General features: G+C 68.4%; 14 protein-coding genes and 1 pseudogene. 5 read left to right on the top strand and 10 right to left on the bottom strand.

What is annotated here, in order from left to right; genetic code table 11:
- Positions 1–138: 138 nt before the first annotated feature.
- From ABT336_RS06440 to ABT336_RS06420, 5 genes are all read right to left on the bottom strand, one after another.
- Positions 139–978, bottom strand: a complete 840-nt coding sequence (locus ABT336_RS06440; RefSeq protein WP_350895480.1) for a GNAT family N-acetyltransferase — start codon at positions 976–978, stop codon at positions 139–141.
- Positions 979–1,116: 138 nt separating this feature from the next.
- Positions 1,117–2,292: a flavodoxin-dependent (E)-4-hydroxy-3-methylbut-2-enyl-diphosphate synthase gene (gene ispG / locus ABT336_RS06435; RefSeq protein ID WP_350895479.1), complete on the bottom strand. Its 1,176-nt coding sequence runs from the start codon at positions 2,290–2,292 to the stop codon at positions 1,117–1,119.
- A gap of 10 nt (positions 2,293–2,302) precedes the next feature.
- Entirely contained in the window at positions 2,303–3,553 is a 1,251-nt protein-coding gene (locus tag ABT336_RS06430) for a M50 family metallopeptidase (RefSeq protein ID WP_350895478.1), read from the bottom strand.
- On the bottom strand, positions 3,553–4,764 hold the full coding sequence (dxr, locus tag ABT336_RS06425; RefSeq protein ID WP_350895477.1) for a 1-deoxy-D-xylulose-5-phosphate reductoisomerase: 1,212 nt from the start codon (positions 4,762–4,764) through the stop codon (positions 3,553–3,555). The genes ABT336_RS06430 and dxr overlap by 1 nt, the downstream gene beginning before the upstream one ends.
- Before the next feature lie 97 nt (positions 4,765–4,861).
- Positions 4,862–5,521: a Uma2 family endonuclease gene (locus ABT336_RS06420; RefSeq protein ID WP_350895476.1), complete on the bottom strand. Its 660-nt coding sequence runs from the start codon at positions 5,519–5,521 to the stop codon at positions 4,862–4,864.
- A gap of 231 nt (positions 5,522–5,752) precedes the next feature.
- On the opposite strand from ABT336_RS06420, the gene ABT336_RS06415 reads away from it, so the two are divergent.
- The gene (locus ABT336_RS06415) at positions 5,753–6,100 is read left to right on the top strand and encodes a hypothetical protein (RefSeq protein WP_350895475.1); all 348 of its coding nucleotides are present in this window, start codon (positions 5,753–5,755) and stop codon (positions 6,098–6,100) included.
- Between the two features lie 154 nt (positions 6,101–6,254).
- Here the strand turns inward: ABT336_RS06415 and ABT336_RS06410 are convergent, their stop codons facing one another.
- Positions 6,255–6,611, bottom strand: coding sequence for a hypothetical protein (locus tag ABT336_RS06410; protein WP_350895474.1), 357 nt, complete (start codon positions 6,609–6,611; stop codon positions 6,255–6,257).
- Positions 6,612–6,735: 124 nt separating this feature from the next.
- Here ABT336_RS06410 and ABT336_RS06405 point away from each other — a divergent pair, with 124 nt between their 5' ends.
- The 4 genes from ABT336_RS06405 (at position 6,736) to ABT336_RS06390 (ending at position 9,146) form a co-directional block, all read left to right on the top strand.
- Positions 6,736–7,644 carry a helix-turn-helix domain-containing protein gene (locus tag ABT336_RS06405; protein ID WP_350895473.1) on the top strand — a complete coding sequence of 303 codons (909 nt, stop codon included), beginning with the start codon at positions 6,736–6,738 and terminating at the stop codon, positions 7,642–7,644.
- Positions 7,641–7,850, top strand: coding sequence for a DUF397 domain-containing protein (locus ABT336_RS06400; protein WP_350895472.1), 210 nt, complete (start codon positions 7,641–7,643; stop codon positions 7,848–7,850). Before ABT336_RS06405 ends, ABT336_RS06400 begins: the two co-directional genes overlap by 4 nt.
- A 247-nt stretch (positions 7,851–8,097) precedes the next feature.
- Positions 8,098–8,952, top strand: coding sequence for a helix-turn-helix domain-containing protein (locus ABT336_RS06395; RefSeq protein ID WP_350895471.1), 855 nt, complete (start codon positions 8,098–8,100; stop codon positions 8,950–8,952).
- The gene (locus tag ABT336_RS06390) at positions 8,949–9,146 is read left to right on the top strand and encodes a DUF397 domain-containing protein (RefSeq protein WP_350895470.1); all 198 of its coding nucleotides are present in this window, start codon (positions 8,949–8,951) and stop codon (positions 9,144–9,146) included. The genes ABT336_RS06395 and ABT336_RS06390 overlap by 4 nt, the downstream gene beginning before the upstream one ends.
- Before the next feature lie 203 nt (positions 9,147–9,349).
- Here the strand turns inward: ABT336_RS06390 and ABT336_RS06385 are convergent, their stop codons facing one another.
- The 4 genes and pseudogenes from ABT336_RS06385 to ABT336_RS06370 all read right to left on the bottom strand — a co-directional run.
- Positions 9,350–9,811: a hypothetical protein gene (locus tag ABT336_RS06385; RefSeq protein WP_350895469.1), complete on the bottom strand. Its 462-nt coding sequence runs from the start codon at positions 9,809–9,811 to the stop codon at positions 9,350–9,352.
- Positions 9,812–9,825: 14 nt separating this feature from the next.
- Positions 9,826–11,328: pseudogene (locus ABT336_RS06380) on the bottom strand (polymorphic toxin-type HINT domain-containing protein); the annotation flags it as partial.
- A gap of 52 nt (positions 11,329–11,380) precedes the next feature.
- Positions 11,381–11,875, bottom strand: a complete 495-nt coding sequence (locus ABT336_RS06375) for a hypothetical protein (protein WP_350895468.1) — start codon at positions 11,873–11,875, stop codon at positions 11,381–11,383.
- On the bottom strand, positions 11,872–18,780 hold a 6,909-nt coding region (locus ABT336_RS06370), incomplete at its 5' end, for a ricin-type beta-trefoil lectin domain protein (protein ID WP_350895467.1). The genes ABT336_RS06375 and ABT336_RS06370, both read right to left, overlap by 4 nt.

Genomic DNA, 18,780 nt, shown 5'->3' with positions numbered 1-18,780 from the left:
TCCGGGACAGGGGGGTGGCGATCCTCCCAGCCTTCCCGTCCGGGACGTCCCGCTCAACGCATTTTTCCGCCCGTACCGGGGCGCGCACCGGTCCGCTCCACCAACCGCGTGAGCTGCCGCAACGTTCGATCGGTGGCGTCAGAAGAGCACTGTGGCCAGGGTCCCGACCGGGCGGAACCCGCACCGCTGGTACACCCGGCGGGCCGGTTCGTTGAAGTCGTTGACGTAGAGGCTGACGGTGGGGGCCACCCGCAGGAGGGCGTCGCGGACCACCGCCGCCATCGCCGCGGTGGCGATCCCCCGACCCCGCCACGACGGGGCCACCCAGACCCCCTGGATCTGGGCGGTCCGCCGGGTCACCACCGCCAGTTCGGCCTTGAACACCACCTGGCCGTCGACGAACCGGGCGTACGCCCGCCCGGCCCGGACCAGTTCGTTGACCCGACGGCGGTAGCTGCGCCCCCCGTCGTCGGTCAACGGGGAGACGCCCACCTCCTCGGTGTACATCGACACCGCCGCCGGGAAGAGCCTGTCGACCTCACCGGCGCGCACCGGGCGGACCTCCGGGTCGGGCACCACCCCGGGCAGGGCGTCGGCGACCAGGAGCGGCTGGTTGGCCCGGACGTCACGGGGTGGCCCCCAGGTCGTGGCGAGTCGGTCCCACAGGCTGAGGACGGCGTCGGCCCGCCCGACGATCGACGAACAGAGCCGCTCCTCCCCGGCGAGCAGGTCGGCGAAGGCGGCGACGGCCGCGTCGGAGGCGAGCACCGGGGTGAGGTTCCCGCCGAGCCAGCAGATGGCCTCCAGGTTGCGGCGGGCGCCGTACCCCAGGACTCTGCCCTCGGCCCGCCACCACGCGAGCCCGCGGGCGGCGATCCGCTCGGCGACCTGCGCCCCGGCGAACGGGTCGAGGTCGAGCAGGCGTTCCACGGCGCGACGCTCCGACTCCCCCAGTTGGCGCACCGGAACCGTCAGCACGACCACCAGCCTGCCAGATGTTCCCGGTCCGCCGCCGCCCGACCGCAGGACGCGGGTGACCGACCGGCGACCGTGGGAACGCCGCAGGCCGTGGTGTCCGGTTCGTCGGACGCCACGGCCTGCGGGACGAGTGGCGGGTCAGTGGACGGTGACGGTGGCCCCGCCGGGAAGCAGGTCGCGCAGCTCCTCCGGCAGCTCCGCGCCCATCTCGTCGGCGATCCGCAGCGCCTCCTCGATGAGGGTCTCCACGATCTGCGCCTCCGGTACGGTCTTGACGACCTTGCCCTTGACGAAGATCTGGCCCTTGCCGTTGCCGGAGGCGACGCCGAGGTCGGCTTCCCGGGCCTCACCCGGGCCGTTGACGACGCAGCCCATCACGGCGACCCGCAGCGGCACCGGCAGCCCCTCCAGACCGGCGGTGACCTCCTCGGCGAGCTTGTAGACGTCGACCTGGGCCCGGCCGCAGGACGGGCAGGAGACGATCTCCAGGCCGCGTTCGCGCAGCCCGAGGGACTCCAGGATCGCCGCCCCGACCTTGATCTCCTCCACCGGCGGGGCCGACAGGGAGACCCTGATGGTGTCGCCGATCCCCTCGGCCAGGAGCGCCCCGAAGGCGACCGCCGACTTGACGGTCCCCTGGAAGGCGGGGCCGGCCTCGGTGACCCCCAGGTGCAGGGGGTAGTCGCAGGCCTCGGCGAGCTGACGGTACGCCCGGATCATCACCACCGGGTCGTTGTGCTTGACCGAGATCTTGATGTCCCGGAACCCGTGCTCCTCGAAGAGCGAGCACTCCCACAGGGCCGACTCGACGAGCGCCTCGGCGGTGGCCTTGCCGTACTTGGCGAGCAGCCGCTTGTCCAGGGACCCGGCGTTGACCCCGATCCGGATCGGGGTGCCCGCCGCCGAGGCCGCCGCCGCGATCTCGGCGACCTTGTCGTCGAACTGGCGGATGTTGCCCGGGTTGACCCGGACCGCCGCGCACCCGGCGTCGATGGCGGCGAAGACGTACTTCGGCTGGAAGTGGATGTCGGCGATCACCGGGATCTGCGACTTGCGGGCGATCGCGGGCAGCGCCTCCACGTCGTCCTGGCTGGGCACCGCCACCCGGACGATCTGACATCCGGCGGCGGTCAGCTCGGCGATCTGCTGGAGGGTGGCGTTGACGTCGGAGGTGAGGGTGGTGGTCATCGACTGCACCGAGACCGGGGCGCCACCGCCCACCGGGACGTCGCCGACCATGATCTGGCGGCTGGTGCGGCGCTTGGCCAGCGGCGGGGGCGGCACGGCGGGCATACCGAGACTGACAGCTGTCACTTTGGGGCACTCACCTTGAGAAGAGCGTGATGGGGTTGATGACGTCGGCGGTGATGGTCAGCAGGGTGAACGCGCCACCGATGAGGATCACCCCGTACGTCAGGGGCATGAGTTTGAGGTAGTCGACCCGACCCGGGTCGGGCTTGCCGAACCGGGCGTAGATCCACGACCGGGCCCGTTCGAACCAGGCGATGGCGATGTGCCCGCCGTCCAGGGGCAGCAGCGGCAACAGGTTGAACACGCCGATGAAGAAGTTCAGCGAGATGAAGAGCATGAAGAAGACGATCCAGGCGTTGTTCGCCACCGCCTCCCCGCCGAGTCGGCTCGCTCCCACCACGCTGATCGGGGTGTCGATGTCCCGCTCGCCGCCGGTGATCGCACTCCACAGCGCCGGGACCTTCTCCGGCAGCCGCTTCATCGCCTCGTACGTGTTGACAGCCATGGTGCCGGTGAAGTCGGCGGTGGCCCCGAACGCGGCGAGCGGACCGTAGGTGACCCGGACCGGGGTACTGGGGATCAGGCCCACGCCGAGGGCGGCGACCGGGGTGACGGCACCGTTCGGGTCGTCCAGCGGGGGGCGCTGGGTCTGGGCGAGCACGGTGCTGGCGGTGGTCTCCTGGCCGTCGCGGACGTACCCGATCTGGGCGGTGCTGCCGGGGGCGACGGTCCGGATCGCGGCGAGCAGGTCGCCGTAGTCGTTGACCGGGATGCCGTTGAGCGAGGTGATCCGGTCGCCGTCGCGCAGTTGGGCGGTGGCGGCCGGGCTGGCCGGGTCCCCGGCCGCGCAGGCCCGGTTGGCGAACTCCGGCACCACGCACTCGGCGAGCGCCACCACTGCGGGCTCGGCCCGGATCTGCTCCTCGGTGCTGGGGAACTGCGGGTTGGGCAGCCCGGCGGAGATCGCCATGATCCAGATGCCGATCAGGGCGAGGGCGAAGTGGGCGGCCGACCCGGCGGACATCACGATCGTCCGCTTCCAGACCGGGTAGCGCCACATCGCGCGCTTCTCGTCACCCGGCTCGACGTCGTCGTCCTGCGGGGTCATTCCGACGATCTTGCAGAAGCCGCCGAGGGGGATGCCCTTGAGGCCGTACTCGGTCTCGCCCCGGCGGAACGACCAGATGGTGGGGCCGAAGCCCACGAAGTAACGGGTGACCTTCATCCCGAAGGCCTTGGCGGTCATCAGGTGACCGGCCTCGTGCAGGCTGACCGAGATGAGGATGGCCAGGGCGAAGAGCACCACCCCGAGCAGGTACGCCATCAAGCTCCTTCCACAGATGCCACGATGATCTCCTGCGCGCGGGCACGCGCCCACGACTCAGCGACGAGCACGTCCTCGACCGTACCTGGTTCGGCATAGTCGGGGGCCTCGTCCAGGACCCGTTCCAGGGTGTCGACGATGCCGAGGAACGGCAGCCGCCCGGCGACGAACGCGGCGACGCACTCCTCGTTCGCCGCGTTGTAGATCGCCGGTCGGCACCGCCCCGCCGTACCGGCCGCCTTGGCCAGTGCCACCGCCGGGAACGCGGTGTCGTCCAGGGGGGCGAACTCCCAGGTGTGGGCGGTGGTCCAGTCCACCGCACCGGCGGCCCCGGGGACCCGGTCCGGCCAGCCCAGTCCCAGGGCGATGGGCAGCCCCATGTCCGGGGGGCTGGCCTGCGCGATCGTCGACCCGTCGACGAACTCCACCATCGAGTGGATCACCGACTGGGGGTGGACCGTCACCGTGATGTCGGCGTACGGCACGTCGAACAGCTCGTGCGCCTCGATCACCTCCAGCGCCTTGTTGACCATCGTCGCCGAGTTGATCGTCACGACCGGCCCCATGTTCCAGGTGGGGTGCGCCAACGCCTGCTCCGGGGTGACCTCGGTCAGCTCCTCGCGCCGCCGCCCCCGGAACGGTCCGCCGCTGGCGGTCACCACCAGTCGGCGTACCTCCGCCCGGGTCCCGGACCGCAGGCACTGCGCGAGCGCCGAGTGCTCGGAGTCGACAGGCACGATCTGCCCCGGCCGGGTCACCGCGGCCTTGACCAGCGGGCCGCCGGCCACCAGGGACTCCTTGTTGGCCAGGGCAAGGGTACGCCCGGCGCGCAGCGCCGCCAGCGTCGGCGGGAGCCCCAACGATCCGACGACCCCGTTGAGGACGACGTCGCACTGCCACTGCGCCAACTCGGTCATCGCGTCCGGCCCGGCCACGATCTTCGGGAGCTTGAAGTCCCCGGTGGCCCACCCCCGACGTTGCGCCTCGGCGTAGAAGGCGAGTTGGAGGTCCTGCACGGCGGACGCCTTCGCCACCCCGACCGCCTCGACCCCCAACTCCAGGGCCTGGGCGGCGAGCAGCTCGACGTTTCCACCACCGGCACCCAGCGCCACCACCCGGAACCGGTCCGGGTTGCTTCGCACGATGTCGATGGCCTGGGTACCGATCGAACCGGTGGATCCCAGCAGCACACAGTCGCGGGGGGTCGTCACCGGCCCATTCTGTCCCACCCTGTCTGAGCCCTCGCTGGGAGCCTCACCAACCCGCCCCGACCTGCCCCTGCGGCCCCCACCGATCCGTTGCTGGACGCTACTCCGGCTCGTCGTCGGTCGGTGGGGCCTCCTCGCCGAGCAGGTCGGCCGGGTCGACGGCGAACTCGAAGGGCTCCCGCATCACGAACGTCATCCCGGCTGCTGCGGCGGCCTGCGGCCGGTACTCCCCGTCGACCAGCTCGTAGAGGGCGATCGTGGGAATCCGGTTACGAAGATCCACCCGGAGGAAGAAGGGAACACCGGCTGCGGCGTACTCCCGGGGACGATCGACGATGTCCTTACGCCGCGCACCCGGGGACACCACCTCTCCGAGGAGGACCGCGTGCCGGATGTCCATGGTCGTCCGGCCACCCCCGGGCACCCGGAGAACGACGATGTCGGGGATGAAGAGGTCGTCGCCCGAGACGACGTTGGCCTCCGCGTAGAGCCACAGCTTGGCCCGACGGGCCGCCTGCTTCAACAGGTACGCGAGATCAAGCTCGGCGTCCTGGTGGTCGTATCCGGCGTGGGGTGTCACGATCACGCTTCCGCTCAGGACCTCAACCTTGGGGCCGTTGGTCTCCGGCAACAGGTCGAGGGCGAGCTGGGCGGTCCACGGCTCGTCGTGCCACCGGAGCACGTCGAACGACGCTCCGGCGGGTCGTCGGGCCTCGGTGCCCTGCGGCATCGGCTCCGGTGCGTACGCTGCCTGGGCCATCCGGGCTCACCCCCTCAGCGGGACATCCTGCACAGCCCACCCTAGCCACCGCAGCCCCCGACGCACGCCGTCGCACACACGGTCCGTCAACTTTCGATTCAATACTCTCGGCGACCCGATGAGCGCAATGAGCTACGCCACATCCTTTGTCGAATCCGCATCGAACCGACCGGGGTCCGCCGCCGTAGGGCGGGCACGCAACGCATCGACGATCCTCCAGGAGGTCCCCGGATGAACCAACATCGACCGGAAGTCGACGCACAACGGGAGGCGGATCGGGCCCGGTTCCAGGCCCAGCAGGACAGGCAACGGGACGAGGACGCCGCCAAGATCGCCAACGAGAACGCTCTGATCACGATTCGGGCCACCCTGCGGGAGCACGGTGACCACGACTCGGTCGAGCACGCGGAGGCGATGCGGGGGATCCAGGCCGCCCGCACCACCCCGGGCTTCACCCGACCTCACATCGCCGCCCTGCGGGAACGGACCGTCGGCGAGATCCGCCAGTCCGACGACCAGGACAAGACCCAGACGCAAGACCCGGACGCCCAGCGACGACGCCGGAGCCGGGGCAGGTAATCCCCCACCACCCCGGCCGACACCAGACCGGGAACCACCCGCACGACACACCGGAGCCCGGCAAGCACACTGCTCACCGGGCTCCGGCCCACCCGGCCCACCCAGCCCAGCCCCCTGAAGGGTGACCCGGGGCCTCGCGAACGTCACCGCCCCCTCAGGCCCGCTCGACGCCCTCACCGTCCGAGGGCTGCGAGGTGGGGGCCAGGGTCTCGGTGCCGGACCAGTCGACGTACTCGTCGGCGATGGCCTTGTCCGGCTCACCGTCCTCGTCGAGAGTGCTGTACGAGGCGTAGTACCGGCCGAAGCCGTACCCGCCACTGGTGAGAGTGGCCAACGCCCACGGCCGCAAGGCGGCGGGCAACCGCTCCGGATACCGCCGGTCGACAGTGACCTGGACGACCCCGAGCAGGTCGTACGACTGCTCGAACGTCCCCGCGTCCAGCACCCGACACAACGAGAACGCGTGCGGAACCTTCTCCTGCCGGTAGACCCACCGACCCTCGGTCTCCATGACTACCTCCTCGACGCATCGACAGATCGATTGTTTTCCTGAGAATGCACCCTTCACAGCTTGATATCAAGCGTGTCGGGGTGAATACTCGCGGTCATCGGTGAGTTCGAGTGTTGGAGGAGCCATGGCCACCCCGTCCACAGAGAAGCCCCGCCCCCGTGCACCCCTGTCGCACCTGGACTCGTCGCCGGTCGTTCAGGCGTGGGAGCTTGGACTGCGGTTACGCCAGCGCCGCGAGGAGGTCGGGTTCACCGCAGCAGCCGCCGGTCGCGCGATCGGCATCATCCAGGCCTACGTCTCCGGCGTGGAGGCGGGCCGCGTCAAACTTCCCGCCCGCCGTCTGGCCCAGATCGTCGAGGCGTACGAACTGGAGCCGGACGAGGCGACCGAGCTGGAACAGCTTCGGGCCGGGGCCGCCCGTCGCGGCTGGTGGCACGAGTATTCGCAGCTCTTCCCGGCCGAGTTCCTGCGGTTCCTCGGTTACGAGGCCGGTGCCGACCAGATCCGCAGCTTCCACCCGGAGGCCATCCACGGCCTGTTGCAGACCGAGGAGTACGCCCGCGCGGTGATCCGGGGCGGCACCACCACGATCCGCCTCACCGAGGTCGACCGGCGCGTCGCCGTGCGGATGGCCCGACAGGCCCGGCTCGACGGCGAACATCCACTCCGGATCAGCGCCGTCCTCAGCGAGGGTGCCCTGCGCCAGCAGGTCGGCGGCCCGACCGTGATGCGCGCCCAACTCGACCACCTGGTCCGGCTCGCCACCGAACGCCCCGACCAGTTCGACATCCGGGTCCTGCCGTTCACCATCGGCGCACACCCAGCCTTCGGCGGACCCTTCCAGGTCCTGTCGTTCCCGTCGCCCCGGCTGCCCGACCTGGTCTGGCAGGAGATCCTGACCTCCATCGACATCATCGACCAGTCGGTCCGGGTCACCGACTACGTCGTCACCTTCGCCGAGACCCGAGAACTGGCGGTAAGCTCCGACGAATCACTCGACCTGATCCGCCGGATCGCCAAGGAGATGACGTGACCGTACAGTCCGACACCCCGACCCAGGGCTGGTTCAAGTCGTCCCGCAGCTCCGACAACGCCAACTGCGTCGAAGTCCGGATGGACGACGACACCGTCGGCGTACGCGACTCGAAGAACCCCACCGGCCCCACCCTCGCCTTCACCGGCCAGGCATGGACCGGCTTCCTCCACGCACTCAAGGCCGACCACACCCCACACACCTGACCGGACCCGCTCCCGCCTCCGTTCGCCACCTGACAGCCCACGTACCCCGAGACTCGGTTTCACCCCTCGGTCGAGGGAAAGACCGCTATCAGCGCCAGCCGAGCGCCTCTCACAGGTGACTGCCCTCGGGGCGGTCCTGCCCTTTTGTCCGTCAGGTAAGCATGGTGTCCTCGTCGAATCCGAGTTCAACCTCGACGCGTAGTACCACCGCCGCATGCCACCGGGTCGGGTCTGGCCACGGCCCGCCTTGACATCGCCCACAGTCCACGCCTGGGAGCTGGGCATCCGGCTGCGGGAGCGCCGGGAGGAGCTGGGCCTGACCGCCGTCGCCGCCGGGCGAGCGAGCGGCATCACCCAGGCGTACGTCTCCGGGGTCGAATCCGGTCGGGTCAAGCTGCCAGCCGACCGACTGGCCCAACTCGTCAAGATCTACGAGGTCGAGCCGAGCGAGGCCGCCGAGCTGGAGGAGCTGCGCGTCGCGGCGATGCAGCGGGCCTGGTGGCACCAGTACTCCCAGCTCTTCCCGGCCGAGTTCCTCCGCTTCCTCGGCTACGAGGCCGGCGCGGCAGAAATCCGCAGCTACGACAACGAACTGCTGCACGGGTTGTTGCAGACCGAGGAGTACGCCCGTGCAGTGATCCGGGGCGGCAACACCTACGTCCGACTGACCGAGATCGACCGGCGTATCAGCGCCCGGATGGCCCGCCAAGCCAGGCTGACCAGCGAGGTGCCACTGCGGTTGACCACCGTCGTCGCCGAGGGCGCGCTGCGTCAGCAGGTCGGTGGCCCGGCGGTGATGGGTGCCCAGCTCGGCCACCTGGCCACCCTGCTCACCGAACGCCCCCACCAGTTCGACATCCGGGTCATGCCCTTCGCCGCCGGAGCACACCCTGCGCTCGGCGGACCGTTCCAGATCCTGTCGTTCCCCTCGCCCCGACTACCCGAACTGGTCTGGCAGGAGGTCCTCACCTCCAGCGACATCATCGACCAGTCCAGTCGGGTCGCCGACTACGTCGTCACCTTCGCCGAGGCCCAGGAACGAGCGCTAAACTCGGCCGAGTCGTTGGCCCTGATCCAGCGGATCGCCGAGGAGATGACGTGACCACCCCCCACCGCGACTGGTTCAAGTCCACCCGCAGCTCCAACAACGCCGCCTGCGTCGAGGTCCGCTTCACCGAAGACACCATCGGCGTACGCGACTCCAAGGACCGCAACGGCCCCACCCTCGCCTTCACCGACCGGGCATGGACCGGATTCCTCCAGGCCCTCAAGGCCGACCAGGCCCCACACGCCTGACAGCCCGGCGGGTGCGCGCCACCGATCGCCGCGCTCCCCCGGACAGTGAACTCCTCTGCCCCTCCCGTGAGCCAAGACCACGGGAGCGGTTTCACGATCAGGAACCGGCACGGCCGCCGGGCGACAGATACTCCTCAACGCCGCGAACGTTCATGGTCACGGCACTAGCTAATTCAGGAAAGACTCCTTCTGAATTAACCAGCCTAGGTAAGCATGGAACCCTCGTCGAACCCGAGGTCGTCCTCCACACACAGTACGACCGCCGCATGCCATCGGACTGGTTTTGGCCACCAATCGGAGAGCATGCTTCTGAGGTACCGCTCAGCCTCATCTGTGTCAAGCTCACTCAGAGAAAGAATCGCTTTCTGGCACAGCCAGTAAGCGGGAGCATCTACATCAAGGCGTCGCTTAATAATGCGAAATATTGCTCCTGCTGATTCAACTGCTCGAATCTCCCCAAGGATATCTACCAGATCCTCCTCATTCAGGCCACTAATATCAGCCTCAAGAAGACCAACAAGGACAGCACTTAGATTGGGAGCCCGCAACGCGGCGGCAAGGTTTGCAAGCCGTTCGACCCTCCGCCAGTCACGGCCTTCAGCAGAAATTCGAATCCAGCTTGCTAGGTACTCGGCGGCAGCCGGAAACTCGTGCTGGATCCTCATTGCGACTTCAGCAGTTATTGGACCCCGGGAAACTTGAGAGTCGACCGCATCCGCGAGATCATCGCTCGCCACCAATCGTCCACCCTCGCAAAGCTCGTGATCCTCGAATTGAAAACATGAACTGAATCTGTCCTAAGGCCGAAGGTTTCGAACCCACGTTCCATTTTCAAGTGCACAGACCGCAGATCCTGCCCAATGTCGGCTGGCAGCTTCCCTGCGGCCACGAGTGCGTCGCGAGCCCCTCGTTGCATTTCAAACGCAACCAGCACCGAGTACTTGTCAGCATTACGTCCACCACCGCGAGAAACTCGCCCTCTCAAACCTTCCAGGTAGTCGCGCGACTGAGTAACGAAAATCTCCGTTCCCCGCACGGAAATTTCGCCACCTGGCCCAAGTTGCTGAAATTCTTTCTCACTCATGTCTCGATAGAACGTCTCGCTGCAGTTGTGGACCAGGACGGGGGTGTCGCTGGCGAGTACATGGTAGGTGTGGGTGTTGGCGGTGGTGAGGTTGTGGACGGTGGCCCGCTGGGTGTGGCGGGTGATGGCGGTGATCTGGACGTGGGTGCCGGCGCTGGTGCGCAGCCACTGGGGGTTGAGGTCGGTGGCGTCGACCCACTCGCCGAGATCGGCAACCCAGAAGGGATGCCCGTCGGTGGCAGTGACGTCAGCGGTCTCGGTGCTCTGGTCGCCGTCGGTGTCGACGGTGATGGTGACCAGGTGCTTGACGCCGTCGCCGGTGATCGCGGCCGTGACGGTCTCCACCTCGGTACGCCCGGTCTCCGGATCGGTGGCAATCACCCGATCACCGGGCTCCACCTCCTCGATCGGCCTGGTGCTGCCGTCGGCCATGAGCACCGGGGTGCCGGGGACGAAGCTGTTGTTCGGGTTCTGACAGGAACCCCCGGTGGCCTTACCGTTTCCACCACCATCGCTGGAGCCGCCGTTGGAGCGACTACCGCCCCCGGAGTTACCTCCCGGCTTGGAAGTCGCCTTTCCACCGCTTCCGGACTTCCCACCACCGGTGGACGCAGCGGACGAGGCCTTCGGGTTCGACCTGGCCTGAGCCTGCTTCTGAACAGGGTTACCGGTCTTCTTGGCCTGGTTCACCGCCCGGTTGCTGGTGGTGTTGACCTTCGCTGCGGCCTTCTTCTTCGCCGCCTGCGCCGCCCGCTTCGCCCGCTCGATCGCCGCCTTCTTCGCCGCCAGCGCGGAAGATTCGGCGGACTACGCCGCGCGGAGGATCTGTTCTGCGCGGCGTTTGGGCGTCGAACAGGATCTGGACAGCTCGAAATGTGCGGTGGACCGCCCGAGGATCCTGCCCATCTGCAAGACCCTCTTGGCGGCGATGAGGTTGGTGACGAGGTCGACGCAGGACCAGACGCTGCCGCCGAAGCAGCCGAGCGGGGCGTTGATGCCGAGGAAGTATTTCAGGACGTCCCACGTCACCGAGAAGATAATCGACGTGGCGGTCTTGCCCATGTCGGCGTTGGCCTGCGCGACCTGGGCAGCGGACAGGGCCAGCAGCCGTACTGATCCACCGAACTCGGCCTGCTTATGTTAACCCCGGTTAAGCTTGACGCGCCCTGAGGTCGATTGACCACACCGTCTCGATGGGATGACTGGCGATCGAGTTCTCCGGGGCACTGCGAAGGGAGTAGACAAAGGAGCTCGCCCCGGCAACCCGGTAGCGCACGAATTCCCCTGCGACCCCTTCGCGCACAAGAAGACCACCTCGTGCTTGAAAGGCGTCGGTGAGAGTTGCATGATCGAGAGTTGACGATAATTCACCATACAGTTTGATCAATGATCTGGGGGTAATCGAGCCACCCGCTTCTTTCAATCGGTGGACTTGAATTGTGGAGCCAAAACACGTCCAAGTTGGCCCCACTCGATTGAAATGAAACTCCACTAATCCGAAATCGCGGCGCATCCATCTTTTTCGCCGATCATCGATAAATCCGGATCCCAGGACTTCTTGGATGCGATCAGCAGAAGACCCTGCCCCTACACCGCACACCTCGCCCGACAGGAGTGCGTCCAAATAAAACTCGATGCCGGTCACCCCATTTTCTCCAATGCCTTTATCAGGAAGTTCATTTCGGCGGCGCGATTTAGGTTCATGCCCCACTCGCCACTGTTCATGCTAGCCATGGCGCTACGTGCTTTGCCGATCAAGTCGGACCGGAATCGAGCGCTTCTATTTATTTCAGCAAGCGCTCGCTGCACGTCTTGAGGCGTAGCGGTCCCTGAACTCAGACGGATGGCCTCGGCGCCAATCCCCCCAGTTCCGTCTGGGAACACACGCACCTCATGGTTTCCGATGTGCACATGAGCCCCCTTCGTTCCCCAGTCTTGAGCGGACACAGAGACACGGATCGAGCCGCCGCAGTTACCGACCAGCGCCGAGCGCTCCCCGACTGCTACATAATATGTGTGGGTGTTGGCGATGGTGAGGTTGTGAACAGTGGCCCATTGGGTGGCGTAGCGGTGGATGGCGGTGATCTGGACGTGGGTGCCGGCGCTGGTTCGGAGCCCCTGACCGGCCTTCAACTCCTTGGCGTCGGTCCACTGGTCGAGGTCGGGCACCCAGAAGGGGTGGTTGTCGGTAGCGACGATCTCGGCCTGATCGGTGCCTTGATCGCCGTCGGTGTCGATGGCGATCTTGACGAGGTGTTTCGTGCCGGTGCTGGTGATGGCGGCGGTGACGGTTTCGACGGTGGTGTCGCCGCTGGTGGGGTCGGTGGCGAGGACCTTGTCGCCGGGTTTGAGGTCTTCGATGGGCTTGGTAGTGCCATCGGCTATGAGGACCTTGGTGCCGGGGATGAAGCTGCTGCTGTTGCAGGATCCGCCGGTGGCGACCTCGGCGGCGTTGCCAGCTTTGCCGTTTCCGCCGCCTCCGCTGGTGCCGCCGTTGGAACGGCTGCCGCCCCCGGAGTTACCTCCCGGCTTGGAAGTCGCCTTGCCTGCCCCGCCGCCGGAGTTCTTACCGCCGCCTCCGGACTTCCCACCACCGCTGGACGCAGCCGATGATGCCTTCGGGTTCGACTTGGCCTGGGCCTGTTTCTGGACGGGGTTGCCGGTCTTCTTGGCCTGGTTGACCGCCCGGTTGCTGGTGGTGTTGACCTTCTCGGCGGCTTTCTTCTTCGCTGCCTGGGCTGCCTTCTTCGCCCGATCGATCGCCGCCTTCTTCGCGGCGAGGGCGGATGCTTCGGCTGCCTTCGCGGCGCGGAGGACCTGTTCGGCGCGGCGTTTAGCTGCGTGGAGGGCCTGGATGGCGTTGAAGGTCCGGGTCACCGCACCGATGATCTTCCCGGCGTTGCGGGCGGCCTTCACCCAGGGAATCGCCCCGGTGATCAGGTCGACACAGGACCAGACACTGCCGCCGAAGCAGCCGAGAGCGGCGTTGATGCCGAGGAAGTCTTTCAGGACGTCCCACGCCACCGAGAAGATGATTGACGTGACGGTCTTGCCCATGTCGGCGTTGGCCTGGGCGACCTGGGCGGCGGACAGGCCGGCACCCGCGAGGGCTGCAGCCGTCTCCGACGGCGTCAGGGAGATGGACAGGCCGGTCGGGTCGGAGTGGGTGACCGGGTTGTTGTGGGCGTACGCGTACCCGTTGGACTGCAACGGGTCGGCCAGGTCCAACACGGGGTCGGCGGAGAGGAACCGGCCCACCGCCGGGTCGTACAGGCGGGCACCCAGTGGGGTGTAGCCGGACGCGTCGTCGTGGACGGCACCGAGGAACCCGGTCCGGGTCTCGGTGTTCGACGCCAGGTACGCGGTGCCCCGGGCATTGCCGAACGGATCCTGCTTCCGGATCCTCGGCGTCATCGCCGACCCGTCGAGAGCCACCTCGGCATAAGGGGAGCCCTGATGGTCCCCGGCGATCGCCGCCAACTGGGAACCGCCCGCCCCGTGGGCGTACCGCAGGATGCTGCCGCCGGGGGCCGCGTACGAACGGTGGGTGCTGACCCACGTCCCACCGGACTGGACTGTCACCTGGGCCTCGCCCAGGTCGAGGGTGGCCTGCCGACCCTGGACGGTCAACAGTCGGCTGCCGTCGGGGCCGTAGATGTGCCGGGTGTCGTACTGCGCCTCCCACCGCTGCGACACCGCCCCACCCGCACACGCGGCGAGGACCGTCGGGGTTCCGTCGGCGGTGGCCGTACCCTGCACCGCAAGGCACAGACCCGACCCGACATGCGTCAACTGGCCGGTCGAGGAGCGTTCCCACCGCTGACCGGCCCCACCGTCACACTTCTGCAACTGCACCGCCGAACCGGCGGCGCTGCCGGCGGGCTGGAGGCACCAGTCGTCGTACACGGTCACCGAGCCGACGTCCCCGTCGGGCTGGCCGGGGGTGGGGGCGAACGTCCACCGCTGGGCGGGAGTGCCGTTGCACGACCACAGCTGGATCGGCTGCCCGGCCACCGCCTGCCCACCGGTCAGGTCCAGGCACTTGCCCGCCACCCCCACGTACGGGGACCGGCCCTTGCTGCCCTGCCCGGTGATCCGCTCGACCTGACCGTCATGAGTCCACGTCAGGGTCTGCTCGTCGCCGTTCTCCACCGACGCGACGGACCTGGTCTCCCCCGTCGCCTCGTACAGACGCTGGGCGACAGCGGTGATCTCCGCGCCGGCCGGGGTGGTGTACTCCTTCGTGACCCGGGTCAGGGTGCGCGGCTGGCCGCCGTCGACCCGACCGTAGGTGTAGGTGGAGGTCGCGTCCTTCGCGGTGTCCCCGGTGATGTCCTTCTCCACCAACCGGGTCCGGTTGCCGAGCAGGTCGTAGGAGTACTGGTGCCAGTATCCGGCCCCGTCCGGTCCGGCAGCCACGTTCGGGACACCGTCCGGACCTGCCGCACCGGCGATGCACGACGTCAGGTTGTTCGAGGTCCAGGCGGTGGTGAGCTGGCCGACGGCGTCGTACCTGAAGCACTGCCGTTCCTGGATCCCGATCGCCCGTTCCCGGATCGAGTTGACGTTCCCGGCGTTGTCGTAGCCGTAGGAGCGGTGGGACACCAGGTTCCCGGCGACCCGGGCGGTGTGTCCCTTCTGCTCGCGGTAGACCTGCTGGTCGGTGAGGGCGCCGCTGGCGTCGTCGTACGAGGCCATCGTCCACACCCGGGACGGCTGTGCCCCGAGGGTGGAGCGCAGCACCTGGCCGTACGGGGAGTAGACGGTCTCCGAGCCGTACCAGTCCCTGCCGGACACCGACAGGGGCAGCCCGTCGGCGGTGTACCGGACCAGCATCTTCTCGCTGGGCAGGGCGCCGACGGCCGGGAGGGTGACCGATTCGGGCAGACCGGTGTCGGTGTAGGTGTAGTCGTACCGGTAGGTGGTGGCCAGCCCCCAGGCGGTGGCGATCGCGGTGGGGAGGGTCAGGGTGGTCGAGGTCGGCTGGTAGTCGTCGGTGTACCCGCCGATCGACTGGGTGTACGGCAGTCCGTCGGTGAACCGGGTCGCGGTGGCCGGGAGCCCCTTGCCCCGGGTGGCGGTGTCGTAGGTGTACTGGCCGAGGAGGGTTCCGGTGCTGCCGCCCAGCCGCTGTTGGGTCGGGCGGGACAGCTCGTCGTACCCGTTCCAGACGGTGATCCCCCGGGCGTTCGTGGAGGTCACCTGCCGGTCGCGGTGGTCGTACCCGACGGTGGTGGTGCCGGTGTCCGGGTCGGTGGCGCTGGCCAGCCGGCCCCGCTTGTCGTACGCCCAGGTCCAGGGTCGGGACGGGTCGGCGGAGTGGGTGGCCTTGGCGAGCTGTCCCCGGTCGTCGTACTCGTAGCGCATCGAGGTGAACGCGGTACGCGCCGAGTTGGTGAAGGTGTCGACCCGGGCGGTCCGGCCCAGGGCGTCGGTGTACAGCCGGTAGGAGGGCGCCCCGGTCGGGTTGATCACTGTGGAGTGGTCGGCCCCGTAGCTGTACCGGGTGGCCCGCAGGGGCACCTCGACGCCGTGGTGGATCGGCATCTCCTCGACGACCCGACCGAGCGCGTCGTAGGCGTAGTGGGTCGCGTTGGGCACCGCGGCGGGGGCCTCGTCGGTGGCCGCCGGGGTGAAGAGCGTTCCGTTCGGAGCACCGTCGGCGTAGTAGGCGTTCTGGGTCCGCCACACCTCGCCGGCGGCGTTGTGGAAGACGTCGGTGATCAGGCGCCCCCCGCCGACGGCCCCCTCCTGGGTCTGCCGTTCCCGGCCGAGACCGTCGTAGATGGTGATCGAGGTGTCGATCCGGTTGTCGTGTCCCCGCAGCCTGGTCAGGACGTAGGACGGTTTCCCGGTCTCGACGACGTACTCGGCGGCGAAGTCGGGGGTGACGGTGGTGCTCCGGCCGGGTCCCCACGCCTGGACGAGGCGGCCGAGGGCGTCGTACCGGGCCTCGCTGACCAGGTCGTTGAGGTCGGTGCTGCGCAGGACCACGTCCCGCCCCGGGTCGATCTCCTGGATCTGCCGGTGTTGCAGGGAGTTGCTCTCCCGGACCTGGAAGGCCTGGCCGGTGTCGGGGGTGTACGTGGTGGTCGAGGTCTTGCCGTCGGGGTCGGTGCGGCCGGTGACCCGGGCGTGGGCGTCGAAGGTGACGGTGCCGTCGGACTGGTAGCCGGTCCCGGCGCCGTTGAGCGACCAGGTCTGGGTGACCAGTCCCCGGGCGTCGACTGCCAGTGCGGTGCCGTACGCGGCGCCGTCGTAGCCGATCCGGCTGGCCGAGGCGAGGGTCCCCAGGTCGTCGAAGGTGGCGGCGGCGCAGGTGGTCGGGCTGGTCCGCATCTGCCGGGTCAACCCGATGAGGTGCTTGTCGGTACGGTGCACGTACTGCACCGACGTGCAGGACTCGTCCCCGGTGCGGCCGGTGTCCCCGAGGGACTCGATCGACGTCGGCAGACCGTACGTCGTCTCGTAGGTGGTCCTCGACTCGACTGTCCGCAGCGTACGGGTGTCGTCCCCGGTGCCGGAGGACCTGGTGAACGACCGGGTCCGGGGTTCGGTGACCCGCCAGGCCCGCAGCGGGCTGAGCCCGTCGTCCCGGTCGCGTCGGCCCAGTTCCAGCGCCTCCGGGTAGGTGACGCTGCGGGTCAGCCAGTTCGAGTCGGCGTGCTCGGCGCTGCTGTAGGTCAGCTCCTCGGCGATCCGCCCGGCGAAGGCCTCCCGGTCCTTGGCGATCTCGGTCCCGGTGACGTCCGGGACGGAGACCGTGTCACCCATCCCCCGGAAGTACCTGGCGACGGACTTCGTACGCCGACTGCCGTCGCTGTCGTCGTCGTGCCCGGTCAGGACGGTGACCTTGGCGAACCCGGCGAACTGGGAGTACGTCCGGGTGGACTTCTTGGTGAACTCCTGCTCGGCGAGCTTCCACCCGGGGGTGTCGTAGGCGTACCTGGTGATGGTGTTGACCGCCGGGCCGTCGATGACGGGCAGCTCCTCGACGCTCTCCACGACGTACTTGTGGAACCAGTCGATCTCCTCGGCGGCCGGGTCGGGGTGCCAGAACGCGGGATAGCAGAGCCGGGTGTTCGATCTCAGGGCCGTGGTGTCGGTCTTTCCTGGCAGGCCGGCCCCGGTGGCGCAGCCGCCGGTGGGCTGCCGGTAGGTGACGACGGTCTCCCCGCCGTACTCGTTGATGACCCGGGCGATGCGCAGCCGGGAGAACCCGGGACGGTGGTCGTTGCGGACCCGGTTCGGCATGTCCTCGACGTTGGACTCGAACCGGACCGGGTTGAGGCTGATCCGGTCGGTGCCACCCGCCCGGCCGTAGCCGGTCCGGGTGACCGACTCCAGCCAGAGGGCGGTGTTGGTACCGGTCTGCAGGATCGGGAAGGACTGCTTGAGCTGGTACTCGTCGACGACCTGCCGGGCGGTGCTGCCGGGCTGCCGCTGCGTCCAGGTGGTGATCTTGTCGAGGCGCTTGCGGGTGAAGAAGGACGGGGAGGCGTTCCAGCACTTCTGCCCGGCCGTGCAACGCAGGTCCGCCGGGGTGTCGTACCAGATCCGGTACCTGGCGGGTTCCTTGCTGGTGAAGTTCGCCTCGGTGCAGGTGAGGCTCCCCTCGGCGAAGCAGCGCTCGGCGACGGAGAAGGTCACCTGGGACACCGGCGGGGCGGAGAAGAGGGTGCTGCGCCGCTGACCGTAGTCGATACGGGTCAGGTAGCCGCCTCGGTCGTACCGGACCGGGTCCTTGAAGTTGAAGTTGCGGGCGTAGTGGTTGGTCTCCTTGGTCCACCACAGGCTCATCGCGTTGCCGTGGACGTCCTCGACGTAGTCCAGCGACCACCGCCAACCCTGGGTGCAGACCGAGGCCCCCCAGTTCCCGGCCTGGTAGCAGGGCTCCCCGGCGTGGTTGCCGTAGACGGGGACGGTGAGGACGGAGTTGGTGACCGGGTCTCCGGTTGACCACCCGGGCAGCCGGTGCAGACCGAAGTGGTGCCGGGTCCCGTCCCGGGTGGTGACGATCCAGTGTTCGCCGTCGGCGTCCCCGTTGGCCTTGCTGGTGTCCTTGACCAGCTCCACCCGGGACCCGTCGCCGTTCGCTGTGAACCAGGTCGCCTCGTCGGCGTCCCAGACCAGCTCGGTGGTGGACCCGCCGAGGGAGAGGGTGGCGTTGTTCGAGCCCCAGCAGAAGTCCCCGGTGCGGTGGGTGGCGTTGTTGGCCCCGGCCTTCTTCGAGTCCTGGGCGCAGTTGGCGTAGCTGCGGGTGATCGACCCCGCGCTGTAGTCCCAGCCGTCGCCGATCCAGGACGCCTGGTTGTTGGTGGCCGAGGTCCGACCGTCCACCGACTGGGAGGAGTACCCGAGGTTGATCTTCGGCTGGAGGCCGCCGGTCGCCTCCGGGACCTGGACCTGGTAGCCGTAGGTGAACGCGCCGGAGGAGGCACCGGCCGCCCAGGACCCGGAGGAGAGCAGCGGGGTGGCGGTGAAGTCACCGGCTGCCGAGGCCCCGGTGTCGAGGACGCCGACGACTCCGGCGGCGGTGGGAGACGCGGC

This window comes from Micromonospora sp. NPDC000207, from assembly GCF_040300925.1.
Taxonomy (GTDB): Bacteria; Actinomycetota; Actinomycetes; order Mycobacteriales; family Micromonosporaceae; genus Micromonospora.
The sequence above is the reverse complement of the archived record's forward strand: the minus strand, read 5'-3'. Positions and strand labels throughout refer to the sequence as shown.